At 62.4% G+C, this 18,504-nt stretch carries 18 protein-coding genes; 9 read left to right on the top strand and 9 right to left on the bottom strand.

Annotation, left to right across the window (positions count from 1 at the left end; genetic code table 11):
* Positions 1 to 29 precede the first annotated feature (29 nt).
* From MUY37_RS07005 to MUY37_RS06990, 4 genes are all read left to right on the top strand, one after another.
* Complete coding sequence (locus MUY37_RS07005; RefSeq protein ID WP_499194634.1) at positions 30 to 980, top strand: bifunctional helix-turn-helix transcriptional regulator/GNAT family N-acetyltransferase; 951 nt, start codon at positions 30 to 32, stop codon at positions 978 to 980.
* A 383-nt stretch (positions 981 to 1,363) separates the two neighbouring features.
* The gene (gene rpsA / locus MUY37_RS07000) at positions 1,364 to 3,067 is read left to right on the top strand and encodes a 30S ribosomal protein S1 (protein ID WP_417321910.1); all 1,704 of its coding nucleotides are present in this window, start codon (positions 1,364 to 1,366) and stop codon (positions 3,065 to 3,067) included.
* Positions 3,068 to 3,264: 197 nt separating this feature from the next.
* Entirely contained in the window at positions 3,265 to 4,020 is a 756-nt protein-coding gene (gene gloB, locus MUY37_RS06995) for a hydroxyacylglutathione hydrolase (protein ID WP_499194633.1), read from the top strand.
* Positions 4,021 to 4,024: 4 nt separating this feature from the next.
* The gene (locus MUY37_RS06990) at positions 4,025 to 4,990 is read left to right on the top strand and encodes an NADPH:quinone oxidoreductase family protein (RefSeq protein ID WP_499194632.1); all 966 of its coding nucleotides are present in this window, start codon (positions 4,025 to 4,027) and stop codon (positions 4,988 to 4,990) included.
* A 58-nt stretch (positions 4,991 to 5,048) separates the two neighbouring features.
* On the opposite strand, the gene MUY37_RS06985 is transcribed toward MUY37_RS06990, so the two are convergent.
* The 8 genes from MUY37_RS06985 to MUY37_RS06950 form a co-directional block, all read right to left on the bottom strand.
* Complete coding sequence (locus MUY37_RS06985) at positions 5,049 to 5,627, bottom strand: F0F1 ATP synthase subunit B family protein (protein ID WP_499194631.1); 579 nt, start codon at positions 5,625 to 5,627, stop codon at positions 5,049 to 5,051.
* Positions 5,620 to 6,114, bottom strand: a complete 495-nt coding sequence (locus MUY37_RS06980) for a F0F1 ATP synthase subunit B family protein (protein WP_499194630.1) — start codon at positions 6,112 to 6,114, stop codon at positions 5,620 to 5,622. Before MUY37_RS06980 ends, MUY37_RS06985 begins: the two co-directional genes overlap by 8 nt.
* 81 nt (positions 6,115 to 6,195) lie before the next feature.
* Complete coding sequence (locus MUY37_RS06975; RefSeq protein WP_006832363.1) at positions 6,196 to 6,423, bottom strand: F0F1 ATP synthase subunit C; 228 nt, start codon at positions 6,421 to 6,423, stop codon at positions 6,196 to 6,198.
* A gap of 36 nt (positions 6,424 to 6,459) precedes the next feature.
* The gene (locus tag MUY37_RS06970) at positions 6,460 to 7,248 is read right to left on the bottom strand and encodes a F0F1 ATP synthase subunit A (RefSeq protein ID WP_267899695.1); all 789 of its coding nucleotides are present in this window, start codon (positions 7,246 to 7,248) and stop codon (positions 6,460 to 6,462) included.
* A 54-nt stretch (positions 7,249 to 7,302) separates the two neighbouring features.
* Positions 7,303 to 7,623, bottom strand: coding sequence for an AtpZ/AtpI family protein (locus tag MUY37_RS06965; RefSeq protein WP_115416985.1), 321 nt, complete (start codon positions 7,621 to 7,623; stop codon positions 7,303 to 7,305).
* Between the two features lie 189 nt (positions 7,624 to 7,812).
* Complete coding sequence (locus MUY37_RS06960) at positions 7,813 to 8,202, bottom strand: YdbL family probable chaperone protein (RefSeq protein WP_370459096.1); 390 nt, start codon at positions 8,200 to 8,202, stop codon at positions 7,813 to 7,815.
* An 11-nt stretch (positions 8,203 to 8,213) separates the two neighbouring features.
* Complete coding sequence (locus tag MUY37_RS06955; protein ID WP_234041411.1) at positions 8,214 to 8,408, bottom strand: YnbE family lipoprotein; 195 nt, start codon at positions 8,406 to 8,408, stop codon at positions 8,214 to 8,216.
* 5 nt (positions 8,409 to 8,413) lie between these two features.
* Positions 8,414 to 11,614 (bottom strand): intermembrane phospholipid transport protein YdbH family protein, encoded by a 3,201-nt coding sequence (locus tag MUY37_RS06950; RefSeq protein ID WP_499194629.1) that lies wholly within the window; start codon positions 11,612 to 11,614, stop codon positions 8,414 to 8,416.
* A 99-nt stretch (positions 11,615 to 11,713) separates the two neighbouring features.
* Here MUY37_RS06950 and radC point away from each other — a divergent pair, with 99 nt between their 5' ends.
* The gene (gene radC / locus MUY37_RS06945; RefSeq protein WP_499194628.1) at positions 11,714 to 12,412 is read left to right on the top strand and encodes a RadC family protein; all 699 of its coding nucleotides are present in this window, start codon (positions 11,714 to 11,716) and stop codon (positions 12,410 to 12,412) included.
* A 13-nt stretch (positions 12,413 to 12,425) separates the two neighbouring features.
* Here the strand turns inward: radC and MUY37_RS06940 are convergent, their stop codons facing one another.
* Positions 12,426 to 15,206, bottom strand: a complete 2,781-nt coding sequence (locus MUY37_RS06940; RefSeq protein ID WP_499194627.1) for a DUF3857 domain-containing protein — start codon at positions 15,204 to 15,206, stop codon at positions 12,426 to 12,428.
* Between the two features lie 197 nt (positions 15,207 to 15,403).
* Between MUY37_RS06940 and purB the strand changes: the two genes are divergently transcribed.
* From purB to MUY37_RS06920, 4 genes are read left to right on the top strand one after another with little or no spacing between them, the layout of a single operon-like run.
* Positions 15,404 to 16,714, top strand: a complete 1,311-nt coding sequence (purB, locus tag MUY37_RS06935; protein WP_499194626.1) for an adenylosuccinate lyase — start codon at positions 15,404 to 15,406, stop codon at positions 16,712 to 16,714.
* 56 nt (positions 16,715 to 16,770) lie between these two features.
* Positions 16,771 to 17,139 (top strand): DUF1049 domain-containing protein, encoded by a 369-nt coding sequence (locus MUY37_RS06930; protein WP_499194625.1) that lies wholly within the window; start codon positions 16,771 to 16,773, stop codon positions 17,137 to 17,139.
* Positions 17,136 to 17,810 (top strand): orotidine-5'-phosphate decarboxylase, encoded by a 675-nt coding sequence (pyrF, locus tag MUY37_RS06925; RefSeq protein WP_499194624.1) that lies wholly within the window; start codon positions 17,136 to 17,138, stop codon positions 17,808 to 17,810. The genes MUY37_RS06930 and pyrF overlap by 4 nt, the downstream gene beginning before the upstream one ends.
* 12 nt (positions 17,811 to 17,822) lie before the next feature.
* A complete protein-coding gene (locus MUY37_RS06920; RefSeq protein ID WP_499194623.1) occupies positions 17,823 to 18,464 on the top strand; it encodes a phosphoribosylanthranilate isomerase in 642 nt (213 codons plus the stop codon).
* The last annotated feature ends 40 nt before the right edge of the window (positions 18,465 to 18,504 follow it).

Genomic DNA, 18,504 nt, shown 5'->3' with positions numbered 1-18,504 from the left:
ATGTTATATACCTCGCTATGGAGATTCGTATGATCGATGTCGTCGCCCAGATGGGGCCGGCCTTTCTGGGCAGCAGGTTAAAGCGGCTCGGTGAACGCATGCAGGCGGGCGCGGCCAGCGTCCTGACGGATGCGAGTATCCCGCTGCAACCCGGCCACATGACGGCGATGGCAGCGCTGAGAACCGGCCCCAAGACCGTCGGCCAGCTCGCCGAAGCGAGCGGGACCAGCCAGCCGGGCATGACGCGGACGGTCGGGCACCTGAAGAAGCTGGGCCTTGCCACGGACGAGGCCTGCGCCGATCAGCGCAGCCGCATGATCGCGCTCACCGAACGGGGGCAGAGCATGGCGCTGCGCATCGCGACCGAGGTATGGCCGCGGGTCGGCGCGGCAGCCGAGGAAATTCTTGCCCGCGTCGAGGGCGATTTTCTCCGCCAGCTGGCGATCATTGAAGACGCGCTGGCCGAAGCCTCGATCGCGGAACGCGCAGCACGAACCGCCCCGCAAACGCTTTCCCTGCGCGATTACACGCCCGCCCTCGCCCGCGAGTTCCACGACATCAACCGCGAATGGATCGAGAGCATGTTCGCGATGGAAAAGGCCGACCGCGAAATCCTCGAACATCCGCAGGAGCGGATCATCGATCCCGGGGGCGACATCCTGTTCGTCGAGGCGGCCGGGCTCGGCATCGTCGGCACCTGTGCCTTGCTCAAGACCGGCCCGGGCACCTTCGAACTGACCAAGATGGGCGTGCGCGAAAGCGCGCGCGGGCTGAAGGCGGGGGAATTCCTGCTCGCCGGAATGATCGATCGCGCGCGCAAACTCGGCGCGCAGAAGCTGTATCTGCTCACCAACAGCAAGTGCGCACCGGCGATACACCTCTACGAAAAGCTCGGCTTCGAACACGACCGCGGAATTATGGACGCCTACGCCGCACGGTATGAACGATGCGATGTGGCCATGCTCTACAAAGGGGCTTAGCGCCGGAACTGGAAACTCGTTCCTGCGGCGCTTCGGCACGGGCATGATCTGGTAGATACTGTTGCCCAACCGCGAAAACTATCGAACCCCGTCGTTTTCCGCGCCCGAACTCGCAATGCCCCAATCCCCCTTTACCGTGCAGCATACAAGCCATGGCTTTGCCCGGTGTCCGTGCAAACCGCTTGCCTTTTTGCGCTGTTTCGACTAGGCGCGCGCCGTTCTCCCAATCCCCCGATTGAAGAACCTTCGCGGCGGCATCCGGCCTCGCGAAGACGTCGGCCCTCTTGCCCCGTACGGCCCGTGCAATGGTGCGCAGGCAGACGGGTAAAGACCCCGGTAAAACCGGTGGCCGGTAGCAAAACGAACGTTAGGACTACTCAATTATGGCAACTGCAGCCAACCCCACTCGCGACGATTTCGCCGCGATGCTCGACGAGCAACTCGGCGGCGCAGATGACGGCGGCTTCGAAGGCCGCGTCGTCAAGGGCACCGTCACCGCCATCGAAAACGGTATGGCACACATCGACGTCGGCCTGAAAAGCGAAGGCCGCGTCGACCTCAAGGAATTCCAGCGCTCCGAAAACGAAACCGCGCCCGGCGTCGGCGACGAAGTCGAAGTCTATGTCGACCGCGTCGAAAACGCCGAAGGCGAAGCGATGCTCAGCCGTGACCGCGCCCGCCGCGAAGCCGCCTGGGACAAGCTCGAAAACGAATTCGGCGAAGGCAAGCGCGTCGAAGGCCGCATTTTCGGCCGCGTCAAGGGCGGCTTCACCGTCGACCTCGACGGCGCCGTGGCCTTCCTGCCCGGTTCGCAGGTCGACATCCGCCCCGTGCGCGACGTAACTCCGCTGATGGACATGGCTCAGCCCTTCCAGATCCTCAAGATGGACCGCCGCCGCGGTAACATCGTCGTCTCGCGCCGTGCGGTTCTCGAAGAAACCCGCGCCGAACAGCGCAGCGAGCTGATCGACAAGCTGGCCGAAGGTCAGGTGATCGACGGCGTAGTCAAGAACATCACCGATTACGGCGCATTCGTCGACCTCGGCGGTATCGACGGCCTGCTCCACGTCACCGACATGAGCTACAAGCGCGTCAACCACCCCAGCGAAATGATCGAAATCGGCGCGACCGTGACCGTCCAGATCATCCGCATCAACGAAGAAACCCAGCGCATCAGCCTCGGCATGAAGCAGCTGGAATCGGATCCGTGGGACGGCGTTTCGGCCAAGTACCCGGTCGGCATGAAGCTGACGGGCACCGTGACCAACATCACCGAATACGGCGCATTTGTCGAAATCGAACCGGGCATCGAAGGCCTTGTCCACGTTTCGGAAATGAGCTGGACCAAGAAGAACGTCCACCCCGGCAAGATCGTCTCGACCTCGCAGGAAGTCGAAGTCATGGTCCTCGAAGTCGACAGCGAGAAGCGTCGCATCAGCCTCGGCCTCAAGCAGGCCCAGCGCAACCCGTGGGAAGAGTTCGCCGAGAAGCACCCGGTTGGCTCGAAGGTCGAAGGCGAAGTCAAGAACGCCACCGAATTCGGTCTCTTCATCGGCCTCGATGGCGACGTGGACGGCATGGTCCACATGTCGGACATCGCCTGGGGCATCTCGGGTGAAGACGCGCTGGCGCTGCACCGCAAGGGCGAGCAGGTCGAAGCCGTCGTGCTCGACGTCGACACCGACAAGGAGCGTATCAGCCTCGGCATGAAGCAGCTCGAAAAGGGCGCACCGACCGAAGCAGGCGCTTCGGGCACGCTCCGCAAGGGCGAAACCGTCACCGTCACTGTCCTCGAAGTCCGCGATGGCGGCCTCGAAGTGCAGGTTGGCGAAGACGGTGCAACCGGCTTCATCAAGCGTAGCGACCTCGGCCGCGACCGCGACGAACAGCGCCCCGACCGCTTCCAGGTCGGCGGCAAGGTCGATGCGATGGTCACCGGCTTCGATCGCTCGAAGAAGCCGAACTTCTCGATCAAGGCGCGTCAGATCGCCGAAGAGAAGGAAGCGGTTGCCCAGTTCGGTTCGTCGGATTCGGGTGCCTCGCTCGGCGACATCCTCGGCGAAGCGCTGAAGAAGAAGGAAGACTGACGATGCAGCTTGGTGCCCGCCACGCGGGTGCCTAGCGAAACGTCATCCTCGCTAAAGCGGGGATCTCGGGCGACATAGTCCGAGAGTGTCGACAGCGATCCCAGCTTACGCTGGGATGACGAGACAGAGAGAGGCCCGCTTGCCACTCCGGCAGGCGGGCCTTTCCCTTTGGCGCGGCAGCGCTTACCTTGCCCGCCATGCTCGAAGTCCACCAATTCCCCTGCCTGTCCGACAATTACGGATTCCTCCTCCACGATCCCGATAGCGGCGAGACTGCGGCCATCGATACGCCCGACGGCTCGGAATACCTCAGGCAAGCCGAGGCCAAGGGCTGGGAAATCACGCAGATCTGGAACACGCATTGGCATCCCGATCACGCGGGCGGGAACAAGGCCATCGTAGAGGCGACCGGCGCAACGGTGGTGGCGCCCAGGGAAGTCGAGAAGCTCAGTCCTATCGACCGCGTGGTCGGCAATGGCGACAGCACGGCGCTGGGCAAGTGGCAGGCGCGCGTGATCGACGTTTCCGGCCACACCAATGGCCATATCGCGTATCATATCGCCGAGGCCGACATGGCTTTCGTGGGCGACAGCGTCTTCGCGCTCGGCTGCGGCCGGATGTTCGAAGGCGTGCCGGAACAGTTCTGGAACAGCCTCGATCGCATTCGGAATCTGCCCGATAACACGCTGCTCTATTGCGCACACGAATACACGCAGGCGAACGCCAAATTCGCGCTTCATGCCGACCCTGACAATGCCGAATTGCGGCTCTATGCCGCACGCATCGACGAGAAGCGCGCCAAGGGCGAACCGACCGTACCGACGGTGCTCTCGCGCGAACTGGCAACCAACCCCTTCCTGCGCGCCGACGATGCCGATCTGCGCGATCGGTGGGGTGGCACCAGTCCTGCGGAGACATTCGCTGCGCTGCGCACTGCCAAGGACCATTTCTGACCCGATGAAGGCCCTTCTGGTTCGCGCGCTGTCGCCCGACCTGTCGGGCGTCGAGCTGGCCGAAATCGAGCGACCCGACGGTGAAGTGTTGGTGCGTGTGCGAGCGGCTTCGCTCAACTACCCCGACCTGCTGATGACGCAGGGCAAATACCAGTTCAAACCCGATCCGCCCTTCGTTTCCGGCCTCGAAATGGCAGGCGAAGTGGTCGAGGCGCCTGCGGATAGCGGCTTCATGCCGGGCGACAGAGTACGTGGCGGGGCGAAGACCGGTGCCTTTGCCGAATATGTCGCGCTTTCAGCGTCCACATTGCGCAAAATCCCCGATGGCCTCGATTTCAGCACCGCAGCGGCGATGGGCGCGGCCTATCACACCGCCTATGTCGCGCTGGTCGAGATCGGCGGGCTGGAGGCCGGGCGGAGCGTCTTAGTCCACGGCGCGAGCGGGGGCGTGGGCCTGGCCGCCTGCGATCTAGCGCGTGCGCTTGGGGCAAAGGTCATCGCGGCAACGCATCGCGAGGACAAGATCGAACCTATACGCAGAATCGCGCAGCCCGATGCGGTGATCCTCAACACCGGCCGGTTTCGCGAAGACATCTCGGACCTGACCGACGGGAAGCTGTGCGACCTCGTCTACGATCCCATCGGCGGTGACGTATTCGACGAGAGCACGCGCTGCGTCACCTTTGGCGGCAAGCTGCTGGTGATCGGCTTCGTATCGGGCCGCATTCCCGAGATTGCGGTCAACATCCCGCTGATCAAGGGCTTCTCGGTCGTCGGCGTGCGCGCGGGCGAATATGCGCGGCGCTTTCCCAAACGCGGGACGCACGTCGCCGCGGAAGTCGACCGGCTTGCTGTGCAAGGAAAGATCGTGCCGCATGTCGACCGCACCCTCCCCCTCGATCGCTGGCGGGAGGCATTCGACGCCATGCGGCGCGGCGAGATCATCGGAAAACTCGTGCTCGAGCCCTGAATCGACAAGGGCGGCCCCGCAGGACCGCCCTCTCGATTGTTCTTCTGATAATCGCCAGTCAGATCCCGGCGATCACCTTGTCGGCCAGGGCCTGATCGGCTTCTGCGTCATGCTTTGCAGCAATCAGCTTGCGGCTCGCCGTGGTAGCGGCGTTGACGGCGCGGTTGCGCACGTCTTCGATCGCTTCGCGCTCGGCAGCGGCGATCTTGTCTTCGGCCATGCGCTTGCGGCGCTCGACCATCGCCTTGCTGTCGGCCTCCGCCTTTTCGAGCAGGGCGTCGGCTTCGTGCTGCGCATTGGCAAGCATGGCTTCCGCGTCCTTCTCGGCACCGGCGATCTTGTCGGCATATTCCTGCCGCAGCGCTTCGGCTTCGGCGCGCAATTGCTTGGCTTCGTCGAGCTGTTCCTTGATCGCGGCGATCTTGCCGTCGAGTCCACCGCCAATGGTCTTGTGAACCTTGGCACCGAAGAAAGCGATCAGCAGCAGAACCAACATCGAGATGGAGACGATCTGGAAGGGTGCCAGGCCCCACAGTTCGGGTTCGACATGCTTGCCTGCCCCGGCGTCGATCTCGACAGTGGCCTGCGCGGCTTCGGTGGCGATCACTTCGGGAAGCTGGGATGTGGGATTAGCCATTGGCCATCGCCTCCTTCACCGCCTTCGAAGCGGTCGGCTTGGTCACCTTCAGGCCTGCAACCGTCTTGACGATGTCCTGCGCCGCTTCGACCGCGACCGTTTCCACCTCGGTCAGCGCCGCAGCGCGCGCCTCGGCAATGCGGGTTTCCGCCTCGGACAGCTTTTTGTCGAGCCGCGTCTGCGCCGCTTTCAGCTTGGTTTCGGACCTGGCCGCAGCCTCGTCCTTGGCCTTGGCGACGATCGCCTGCGCGGCGGCGCGGTTTTCGTTCTCGCGCACCCGCCAGGCCTCTTCCTGCTCGTCGGCGGCGTCGCGCGCGGCCTTCGCGGCGGCGAGGTCGGCGGCGATCTGGCCGTCACGCTGGGCGACGGTTTCCATCACCTTGGGCACCATGCCCTTGCCGATGACGAAGAAGGTGATGCCGAAAAAGACCAACAGCCAGAAGACCTGACTGGACCATGTTTCGGCAAGCTGTGCTATCTGGGGCATTGCAGCTCTCGAAAGGCGGGTACGATAAATTCTTGACGCCGGTCGGGACGATCCCGACCGGCGCAAAATCGGTAGTCGTGCTTAGGCGACGAAGATCAGGATCATCGCAACGACGAACGCCAGCAGACCGAGAAGCTCGGCAGCGGCGAAGCCGATGAACAGGCGGCCCTGCTGGCCGTCTGCCGCACCCGGGTTGCGCAGGGCGCTTTCGAGGAACGAACCGAAGACGTTACCCACGCCGATCGCGGCCATACCGGCACCGATTGCAGCAAGACCAGCGCCGATGAGCTTTGCGGCTTCCATTTCCATGACAAACTCCTTTGGAAAAACGTGTAAATTGAGGACTTAGTGAAGGTTCTCGGCGTCGTTGATATACAACGACGTCAGAAGAGCGAAGACGTAGGCTTGAATGCCCGCCACCAGCAGCTCGAGAGCGCAGATACCGATCATCAGGATGAAGCTCGGCAGGCCGACCATAAGGCCGAAAGTGGCGCCGGCATTGGTGCCGTCGATCACGAAGCTCGACAGCACTTCGAGCAGGACGTGACCGGCCATCATGGCAACGAACAGACGCAGGCCGAGGCTGAACGGGCGCACCATGAACGAGATGAATTCGATCGGCGCGATCACCGGGACCATCGGCAAAGGCGTACCATGCGGCACGAACAGGCTGAAGAAATGGAGGCCGTGCTTCCAGAAGCCGACCAGCAGCACGATCGAAAAGCTGATGATCGCAAGCACGCCGGTAACGGTGAAATGGCTGGTGAAGGTAAACGGGTGCAACCCGAAAATGCCCAGCGGCAGCAGGCCCAGGAGGTTGGCGAACAGGATGAACATGAACAGGCTGAAGACATAGGGCACGTATTTGCGCCCCGCCTTGCCGATATTGGCTTCCAGCATGTTGTCGATGAAGCCGGTGAAGGACTCCACCATCATCTGCCAGCGCCCGGGCACCAGCTCGCGCTTCATGCCGCCCAGCACGAAGAGGAAGAGCACCACGGTGGTGATCAGCATCCACAATGCGCTGTTGGTGAAGGCGATATTGTACCCAGCCAGTTCCCAACCGCTCGAACCGGCGAGCGGTTCGATGGTGAACTGGTACATCGGATCGACTTTGGCCTGCTCGGCTGCCACGTCTGTCTCGTCCCTAGATCCTGTAACTAACGCCCCGAAAATCCCTTCTCGGGATCACTCGTCGGGGCGCTGGTTTGCCGCACGGATAATGTTCCTGAAGGCGACCACAATTCCGAGGAACAGGCCGACCAACAGACCCCAGGGATTGGTATCGGTGAAATGCCCGATGGCATAGCCGATTACCGCACCACCAAGAAGCCCGCCAAGGAGGTCCGCCAGCACACGGTTGCCGCTGCGATAATTCGCATCGGCCCCGGAAGCCTTGGGACGGTTACGCTCATCTTCACGCTGACGGGCGGCTGCAAGCCGCTTCTCCAGCGCATCGATCCGCGCATCCTCCTCGATTGGTTCCCGTGCGGGTTCGTCGTCGCTCATGCCTTGCTCCTTTTCAGGGGGGTTGCGCGGCACGGGCACGGACTTGCCCGCCGAGGGCGCCGCCCCCTTAGAAGGGGGGTCGTGGCGAGTCAACAAGAGGAAGGTTCCGAAACAGCCTCTATGACGCAAAAAAGCCTCCCGACCCCATGGAAGGGCCGAGAGGCTTCTGACTTTCGGTGCGCCCGGAGCTTATGGGCAGCGCGGATCGCGCATCGGCGCGCCTGCACCGCGCGTCTGCCAACTGCCGTCGGGCGCCTGGTACTTTTCACCTGGCTTGGTCGCGAGGATCGCCTGGCAACCCGCCGTGAGCGCATATTCCTCGAGCGTGGCGTTGTTGGCCTGCGCGCGTTCGGAATAGACCGCGCGACGCTTGATGTTGATGTCGTTCACGATCCGCTTGAGCTCCGGAGTTTCGGAACCGACGACACCGAGATAGCCATCCATCTTCTCGCCCACCTGGCCAGCGGCACGCGCGGCAGCATAGGCCGGGTCGCGCTGGGCATATGCAGGTGCGACAAATCCGCCGAGTGCCGTGGCCACAGCCGCAGCCGCCAGCATCGATTTCGTGAGTCTGTTCATTGTTTCACCCATCAGAAAATATCCGCATTATCCTCAATCGTATTGCCCGCATCCTCGGCAAGCCGGTAAATCACTTCCTGCCGGATGTTGACATTCAACTCGATCACGATCGGCTCTTCGGGCGCATTTACAGTGATGCATCCGCCGAGCGCGGTCGCGGCAAGCGTGGCGCCAGCCATCCTTCCGGTCAATTTGGCATGATTCATAGCCCTCACTCGCTTTCCTGCTCCTGAATGGTGGGTTCATCGGGGACGATATCCCCCGGGTCGATATCCGGTTCGGCCTCTTCGCCGGTGATCGAGCGGCGCAACAATCGCGTGCCATCGTCTGACAGGAGCCCCAGTTCGCGCGGATCGCGCACCGAGGCGGGATCGTAGAGCGACTTGAGACTGGTCAGCAATTGATAGAACTGCGCCTTGATATTGATACGGAACTGCAGGGGCAGTGCGGCCAATCGCTTGGTAATGAAATTGGACTTGGCGCGATCGCCCTGCTTGACGCCGTCGAAACGCACGCGAGTCACGATTTCGCCGGTCAGCGGGCCTTCCATGATGACGCGCATCTGCGAGTAATCGAGGCTCTTCAGAGCATCGAAAGCGAAATTGGCGATCGGCGAGAGGTCCTCGTAACTCAGTTCGCCGACATAGGATACATTGCCGCCCGGCGGCCGGGAGATCAGAACCCCGGTGTCGATCCGGCCATTGCCATCGGCATCGAACACGATCGGTACTGTCCCATCGAACAGCCCGCTGGCGGACAGATTTTCGAACTCCATCTCGGCTACGAAAGTCGCGGCATCCAGTCCGACGATCTCGAAAATGTAGCGCCGCTCTTCGCTTATGCCGAGATTGAGGTCGACCTCGCGCAGGATTAGCTGCCCACCCATGAAGGGCCAGCTCCCACCCGAGACCGCCAGCAATTCGCCATTGCGCAATTCAAACTCGACCTCGCCGTCAAAGACTTCGATCCCGGGATTGACCGAAGCGACGCGAATTGTCTGGCCCGGCGCGGTCGTGAGGTTCAGCAAGTCGGTGAATTCCACAGTGCCGCTGGCCCCCTGGACCGGACCAAAAGCGGCAGCGAAATCGAGATCGTCGCTGGAGAAGGAACCTGAACTGGTAATCGTCCCGTCAGATGCCCAGTCGATACGCCCCTGTCCGGTGACAACACCTTCTGCATTGGCGATGACGCCGAATGTCAGCTGCGAAAGCTGGCCTGGCTGAAGACGGTCGTCAAATTGCAATTCCGGGACATCGATAGTGGCATGCCCTCGGCTGCTCTCCAGATTGTGGCGGATATCGACGATGGTGACGAGCCGGTCGCTCGCCGGATTGCGCATCCGGGCACGCGCATCGATTACATTATCGATCAGCGTCAAGCTCGCCTCGCGTGCGACGAGCGGTTCGAAGCGCGGCGGATTTTCGCGATCGACGAGAGTGAACTCGGCCCCGTCGATCGACAGTTCACCGCCCTCAAAATGCCATTGCCCGCTGGTCTGTTCAAGATTCATCGGAACCGCAGCCAGCAGGATATCGGCATCGGTGAAGGTCCCCGAGATGTCCTTGCCGAGACGTCCTTCGAGGCCGGACACGCGGAACCGGCTGGGTGCCTCCGGTGGCCCCAGCGCAACGTCTATCGAACGCGCGGTCACGACACCGGGATAAGCGAAGCCGACCGGGCCGGAAGCGAGCCGGATTGGCGTGTCTCCCAGATGGCCTTCCAGATCGAGCGATGGTGCTCCTGCCGCGATCCGCATTCCGGCTGGATCGTTCTGCAAGATGGGGCGCCCACGGGCTGGGCATAGTGTGAAGCCCCGCTTTTCGAAGGAAAGATTGGCCATCTCCAGCCGGTCGAATCGCAGATCCACGCATTTGCGCCACATCGACAAACGCCCGTTATCGTATCGCCCTTCGACTGGAAGCAGCAGGTTCGTGGCCGAACCGCCCGGGAGCGTGCCGCTCGCCAGCATCCTGCCGGAAAACCCCAGCGCGCCGCCCGTGCCCTGTGCGATCACAATCTGCGGCACGCTGAGCGCTGCATCACCCGCCTCATACCGATCCATTGCCAGGCGAAAGATCGAGCCTCCCGATTCGCTCCGCTCCATCCGTCCGGAAATGCGCGGCATATTCGCGCCGCCGGTGGCGATATTGCCCGCGATACGGGGCATCTCATCGCCTTGGGCGGCAATCTCGACCCGGGATAGGGAAACGAGCCGAGCACCGCTCCCGCCGCGCAGTTCGGCCCTTGGCGTCAGGAGCGAATAGCCGTTCGGGTCAAGACGCAGCCGCACCTCCGCATTCAGCGCGCTACCGCGGGTTTCCGCCTGCAGCGCTCTCGCCAATTTTCGGGTGAGCGGAGCGATGAATGTCCCCTCGCCCGTATTTGCAAGCGATTCCACCGTGGCGATCAGGTCGCGGCCCAGCCGCAGGCCATTGCCTTCCAACTCGCCATCGAGCTGGAGGCGCTCGAAACCGTCGCTCGCGCGAAGCTGCCCTTCGGCAGTCAGGACGGCGGCCAATGCTTGCGGCGTATCGACGCCGCGCGCCGCGAGCGAAAAACGCGCCGTGGTCAACCGATCACGCATCTGTGCGCGCACAGTACCGAGCATCGCCGATGCCGAATTTTCCGCCATCCGCGTCTCGCCACCCTCGAGCCGTGCCTCGATCGAAGGATTGGACAGCCGGGTATCCGCCGCGACGGTGAGATCCATCGCATAATTCGCCAGCTCGAGAGACCGTTCCTCGCAGATGAGCGATGCGAGCCGGAGCGGGCCGGAGAATTGCGGCTCTCCCGAAACGGTGGTGAGCTTGCCATAGGCGCTCATGCGCCCCGTTTCGCATCCCTCGAAGACCAATTCGGGAGCGATCGCGGCCAGCGCCCCTTCCCAACCATGACTGACCAGACCCGATCCGGCGAGGCTGAGCCCGATCGGACCGTAATCGGTTTCGACCAGCCCGCGCCCGTCGCGGATGGTCAGATTCAGGTTCGGCAGACCGGCCGCTTCCTCGCTGGGTCCGAAAAGCAGGCTGTCGAGGGCTCCGAAGCTGAGCTCCCCGTCACGAAATGTACCGTAAATTCGCGGCTCCACCAGCGTGACACCGCCGATTTCCGGAGTGCCAAACCGGTGGCGCAGGCTGACGATAACACGTTTGGCCGTGAAATCGGGCGCATCGGGATCGCCGAGGACAACATCTGAAAATATCTGCGTCTGCCCGCCTACCCGATCGATCGTGTAGGTGGCCGGAATGCCATTGGCGTCGAATTGATCGCGGATGATATCGTCGACGATACTCTCGCGAGAAAACCAGGCCGCTATGCCGGCGGCCACGAGCAAGGCGAGCAGAATGCTGGGTATGGCCCAGCGCTTCTGCTGCCAGCGTGCGCGGCGGGCGAGATCTTCTTCTACCGCCACTGAATTGTCGTTTGCGTCCCGCTCCATCGAACCCACACTTGCGCCTTGTGCTCTCCAAAGGCAATGCAAGTGCCGGAAACGCCGTGCATGGGGGAATGGTTGCCGGGGAATCAAAAAAAATCGGCAGAGCATGCTGGCAAAGGCCATCGCGAGCGGCTCCGCCAGCGATTGCTGTCTGGCGGAGCCGAGGCCCTCGCCGACTACGAATTGCTCGAATTCCTGCTGTTTTCCGCCATTCGCCAAGGCGACACGAAACCGCTCGCCAAATCGTTGATCGCGCATTTCGGCTCGCTGTCAGCCGTTTTGGCGGCCAATCCCCGGGCGCTCCAGCAAGTGAAAGGCTTGGGCGAAGCGAGCGCCGCCGCGCTACATGCGGTCAACCTCGCGGCAAAACGCATGGCCCGCGGCGCGGTACAGGACAAGCCGGTGCTCGGCAGTTGGCAGGCCCTGCTCGATTATCTCGCGATCGACATGGCGCATCTCAATCATGAACGGGTCCGCGTCCTCTATCTCAATACACAGAATCGCCTGATCCTCGATCATCTGCTGGGTGAAGGATCGATCGATGAAGCCGCAATCCACCCGCGCGAAATCATTCGCAAGGCGTTCGACATCGGCGCGACCGCGCTGATTCTCGTGCACAATCACCCCAGCGGCAGCCCCGAACCCAGCCGGGCGGACATCGCCATCACGTCGCGCATTGCAGAGGCGGGACGTCTGCTGGGCGTGACCGTGCACGACCACATCATCATCGGGCGTCAAGGCAACGTATCCTTGCGCGCAAAAGGGCTGATCTAAAACCCGGCGGGACCTAGAATTTCAGGCCCCACGCCGCGTAGGTTTCAGCCAGGGACGGCCTGATGGACAGTGCCAGGTCGATATCGCCCTGGCCAGCATCATCACCCTGCATCACTCTGACCACACCACGCAAGAGACGCGACTCGGCTAAACCGGGGCTGGCCACCAGGGCCGAGTTCAGATCGGCCAGTGCCGCATCAAGATCGCCAAGACGCAGATGGGCGAAAGCGCGGCTATCGAGCACGCCGGGAGCGTACTCGCTTTTCTCGACCGCCCCTACACAGGTCTTCATTCTGTCCGGGTTCACGATATCGAATGTCGCCGCGTGCCAGCAGATCGCATTCAGCAGCGGACCATCGCCCGGACGGCGAACCAACAGGTCTTCGAGCAGACGAAGTCCTTCTTCGGCTTCGCCCGACCATCCAAGCGCAGTCGCCATAGTGGTTTCCGCAGAGACCGGGTCGTCGGTTAGCGCACGATACTCCTCGGCCAACTGCAAGCCCTCGTCCGTCCGCCCCAACAGCGCGAGCAGCTCGATTTGGCTGCCATAGGTCTCGCCCTTCCCGCTGAGCTCCTCGTACATTTGCAAATCGGCAAGCGCGGCTTCGAGATCGCCCATTTGGCGATGGAGGAAGGAACGATCTCCGTAGAGAGCGCTGGTCGCCTCGATTTGGAGTGCCGCATTGATGTCTTCGAGCGCCCCTGCGAAATCGAAAACGCCCGAACGGAACTTCGCGCGGTTGAGCAACTGTCGAGACTCGTCCGGTTCCGCCTCGGCGATTAGCCGTGCATAGGCCGCCTCCAGCGCCGTCAGCCGTTTGCGCTGCGGCCCACTATATTCCCACGCCTGCTGCACGTCCCCGGTGGATTTCAGCACCGGCAGCGCGCGATCGAATCTAACCAATTCCCGGCGCGCGGCGGATATATCGGTGGCCGGTAGCTCGTCGGCCACACTGCGCATGGTTTGCATCAGCGTGAAACGCGCATCGTCGAGTTGCGCATCTGACGCCAGTTCCACCTCACCGATGGTTTGCGTCGCCTTACCAGCCCCGTCGATCCGAAAATTTTCGTCGCCTTCGGGAAGCAGTATTTCGAACTCGCTGCGATAAAAGACCGGTCCGTTGAGCCGCAAAGGTATGCCCTTCCACGCCGCGCGTGCACGGTCGGCATCGAAGTTCACCATGCGGGCCGCTTCCGAGGGTATGTCGAGTTCGTAAATCGAACGATCCCTGCGCCACGAAGTCGTGCGAATACCCCGGGCACTGATCGTTGCGACACCCGTATCCGCATCGTACCGGACCGAGGGTTGGTACAGTGCCATGTCGCCGATAACCGAATGCAGCCCCGATGACACGGCATCCTCAATCACGGTTTCATCGTTCTGTTCGGCGATCACTCGCCACGGTGCGCCCGCCATGCCGCGGAACTCGACTTCGACGTCGACCAATGCCGGCAAGAGGACGCCGGCACGCTGATCCAGGCTGATCCGCACGATGCGATCGGGAGTTGATTGCGGGCGCGATCCGAGCGCCATCAGAGATGCGCCTTCGTTCCGCAAGGGCAGCGCGTAGTGAAATCGCGGGATCGTATCAATCGTATCGGCCCGCGTGCCCGATCCCGTACCATCCAGCCAATAGCTCTGACCGGCGATTTCCGCACGCACGATCATATGGTCGAAGTTGCCCGGAATAGGGGCAAGGTCAGGCAAGATATCGCCCCCTTTCGACCGCACCAGGACAACCTCGGAAGGCACCTCGAGTTCGCGCAACATGGCCAGCAGCAAGACCGATTTGGCCTTGCAATCGCCGTACCGCTTTTCCCACGTTTCCTGGGGCATTTGCGGAAGGTAATTTCCACCGTCGAGACCATTGGAAAGATAGCTGATTTCGTCCTGCACGACGCGCAAAGCCATTGCCGCGCGCTCGAGCGGGTCGTCGCTCGCCCCGGCTATGCGCGCGATCTCGTCTGCCAGCGCTCCGCTGCCCACCGTCCCGGCGACGTCGTAATGCGAGGCCATCTGGCGCGACACGTCCCGCCAATCTGCATAGGTTCCCAACTGCATGAGATTGCCGGCCAAGTACCGATCTGGCGCGTCCGACGGCATTTCGGTGGGCTTGGCCACCGGCAGGTCGGCTTCCCAGATATAGAACCCATCGACGAGCTTAGGTTCAGGCACCTTCGCGTCCCCGAGCCGCACGCGACTCACCGGAAGGTCCTGCGGCCAGGAAACACGAACCCGGCCATCCGCCAGCGGAAACGGTTTGGCGATCAGGGCCGCAAACCATTGGACATGATCACCCATAGCCTGATCCTGCATCGTAATCGAATAAGCGAGCCGCAATACATCGCCGATTCGTGCACCGGCGACCGGCATGGTCGCAGTCAGCATTCCGTCGAGCATCCGCGATTCGAGCTTTGCTTCGCGCCGCAAGACCTCGAACCGTTGATCTCCGGCCAACAAGTCGATGCGCTGCCCGTCGCGCATCAGTTCGGCGCGGTGCACACGCAGATCTCCCTTGTCGGGCATCCAGGATGCGGCGAGGGTCCCCAGTTGAGTCAGCGCCTCGGGTGAATCGAGCGCGATCGCGGTTTCCCGATACGTCCACAGCTGACCATCTTCGATTCTCGACTGCTCATCGATCAAGATGATCGGGGAACCGGAAGCGCGCGACGTGTCGTCGATCGTCGCGGCTTCCACCCATGCAGGAGTAGCCTCGTAGAGAACGGTCTCACCAGCAAAAGCGGAGGATGCCGATAAGGCAATAAACGAAACGGCAGCTATTTGGTGACGCATGCAGAAGACCCTGTTTGATTGCTGAAGTTCGACATTATTTCGAACTGTATTGTTTGCCAACGGCTTGTCGACAAAACAAATCGCTTCGCTCGGTCGCGGGTCGAAAACATTCGTGCGCCTCGTTCCGTGCCTGCCTTGCTTTTCGCACCGCACATCCTTAGCGGGCTGGCTCGTTCCTCTCTTAGTCGGAGCTCCCCATGGTCCCCCGTTACGCCCGTCCCGAAATGTCCGCCCTGTGGGAGCCGGAGGCGAAGTATCGCATCTGGTTCGAGATCGAGGCCCACGCGACGGAGAAGCTCGGCGAACTGGGCGTCGTGCCGGAAAGTGCCGCAAAGGCTCTGTGGGATTGGTGGGCAACCGATCCTGCAATCGATGTCGAAGCGATCGATGCGATCGAAGCGGTGACCAAGCACGATGTGATCGCTTTCCTCACCTGGGTAGCGGAAAACGTCGGCGACGAGGCCCGCTTCATGCATCAGGGAATGACCTCCAGCGATGTGCTCGATACGACGCTGGCGGTTCAGCTCGCGCGTTCGGCGGACATCCTGCTGGCGGACCTCGATGCGCTGCTCACCGCGATCCAGCGCCGCGCGGAAGAACACAAATACACCCCCACCATCGGCCGCAGCCACGGCATTCATGCCGAGCCGGTGACTTTCGGCCTCAAGCTGGCGCAGGCCTATGCCGAATTCGACCGGTGCAAAAAGCGCCTGATCGCCGCGCGCGAGGAAATCGCCACTTGCGCGATTTCCGGCGCGGTCGGCACTTTCGCCAATATCGACCCGCTGGTCGAGCAGCACGTCGCGGACAGACTGGGCCTAGCGGTCGAACCGGTTTCGACGCAGGTCATCCCGCGCGACCGCCATGCCATGTTCTTCTCGACCCTGGCCGTGATTGCCGGTTCGATCGAACGTCTCGCTGTCGAAGTGCGCCACTTGCAGCGGACCGAGGTACTCGAAGCGGAGGAATATTTCTCGCCGGGCCAGAAAGGGTCGAGCGCGATGCCGCATAAACGCAACCCGATCCTGACCGAAAACCTCACCGGCCAGGCCCGCATGATCCGCGCCTATGCCCTGCCCGCGCTCGAAAACGTGGCGTTGTGGCACGAGCGTGATATCTCGCATTCTTCGGTCGAACGCTTCATCGGGCCTGATGCCTGCATTACGCTCGACTTTGCCCTCGCCCGGCTTACCGGCGTGGTCGACAAGCTGCTCGTCTATCCCGATCGTATGCAAGCGAACATGGATCGCATGGGCGGCCTTATCCATTCGCAGCGCGTATTGCTGGCGCTGACTCAGAACGGTGTCAGCCGCGAGGACGCCTACCGCCTGGTGCAACGCAATGCGATGAAGGTCTGGGAATCGGATGGCCGGCTGATGCTGCTCGACCTGCTTAAGCAGGACGAAGAGGTGACGGCGGCGCTGTCGGAACAGCAGCTCGAGGAGAAATTCGACCTCGAATACCACTTCAAACACGTGGATACGATCTTCGCGCGGGTCTTCGGCTAGACGCACGCGCTCGCGCAGCCTAGCATTGGCTCAACGGACATAAGGGGAAGCCTCATATGCAGATCGTGCGCACCATCGTCTGGGCCTTGCTGCTCTTCGCCTTGCTGGCTTTCAGCTTCTTCAACTGGAAGCCCGTTGAGGTGCAGATCTGGTCCAATCTTGTGCTCGAAACCAAATTGCCTGCCTTGGTGATCGTGGCCTTCCTGCTGGGTCTGGTTCCGATGTGGTTGCTGCACCGGGCGAGCAAATGGCGTGCGGCACGGCGTATCAGCGCGCTGGAAACGGCGACGAACCGACTGGCAACGCCCACGCCTGCACCCGTTGCGAAAGACGCGCCTGAGCCCGCAGCACCGGACACTCAGGGCCAGACTTCCGCGTCCGCGCCGAACAATCCTGTCGATCCCGAGCCTTCGAAACCGGCATGAGCAACCCGATTTACCTTGCGCTCGATGTCCCCCGGCTCGAGGACGGTGTCGCTCTCGCCAAGAAGGTCAAGGGCCATGTTGGCGGTATCAAGCTCGGGCTCGAGTTCTTCTGCGCGCATGGGGCGCACGGCGTCCATCTGATCGCTCAGGTGGGCCTGCCGATCTTTCTCGATCTCAAGTTCTACGACATTCCCAACACGGTCGCCGGGGCGATGCAGGCCATCCATGTGCTTGAGCCGTCCATCGTTACCGTTCATGCCAGCGGTGGCCGCGCAATGCTCGAAGATGCCAAGGCTGCGGCAGCAGAGCACACCAAGGTGGTCGGTGTCACGATGCTGACCAGCATGGACCAGCGGGACCTCGAGCGGACCGGAGTAGAGGGCAGCGCACACGATCATGTCATGCGCCTTGCCGAACTCTCGAAAGACGCCGGTCTCGACGGGATCGTCTGCTCGGGTCATGAGATCAAATCGGTTCACGACCAATGGAAGGACGGTTTCTTCGTCGTTCCCGGCCTGCGCCCGGCGGGCAGCGCGGTGGGCGATCAGAAGCGTGTGGTCACGCCGCGCCAGGCGCGTGACCATGGGGCGAGCGTGCTTGTGGTCGGTCGCCCGATCAGCCGCGCCGACGACCCGGCACAGGCAGCGCGCGCGATCGAGGCGACGCTCTAGAAAGGTCGCCGCATGGCCGTAGCGATCAAGATCTGCGGGATTTCCAGTCCTGACGCGCTCGACGCCGCAATTGCCGCACGGGCGGACTTCGTCGGCTTTGTGTTCTTTCCCCCTTCCCCCCGCCATATCGATGCCCGTGCCGCGGCAGCGCTGGCGGGGCGGGCCGGCACGGCGATCGGCCGGGTTGGCCTGTTTGTCGATGCGGATGACGGGACCATGGCCGAGGCTGTTCAGGCAGGGCGGCTCGACGCCATTCAGTTACATGGCAGTGAAACGCCGGATCGCGTGGCACAGGTGAAAGAACGGTTCCGCCTTCCCGTGTGGAAAGCACTGCCGGTGGCGAATGCAGAGGATGTGGCTTCGGCGGATCGGTATCGCGAAATCGCCGACCTCATCCTATTCGACGCGAAGACGCCCAGCAATGCGGCGCTTCCAGGCGGGATGGGGCTGCGGTTCGACTGGTCGCTCGTCGCCCCCTATCAGGGCAAAGGCGGTTGGGGACTTGCGGGCGGCCTGAGCCCCGCGAATGTCGCCGAAGCCATTTCTCGTACCGGAGCCCCGCTTGTCGACACTTCGAGCGGAGTAGAAAGTGCGGCAGGGGTGAAGGACTCAGAGAAGATTTCGGCCTTCTGCAAAGCCGTCCGCGCAGCATAGTCCTTTCGTCGGGGGCAAGGCAGGGTACCACGAACGCAAT

It is taken from the genome of Qipengyuania sp. ABI-127-1 (assembly GCA_022953095.1).
GTDB lineage: Bacteria > Pseudomonadota > Alphaproteobacteria > Sphingomonadales > Sphingomonadaceae > Qipengyuania.
Note: the sequence above shows the minus strand (reverse complement) of the source record. Positions and strands in the feature narration are given on the sequence as shown.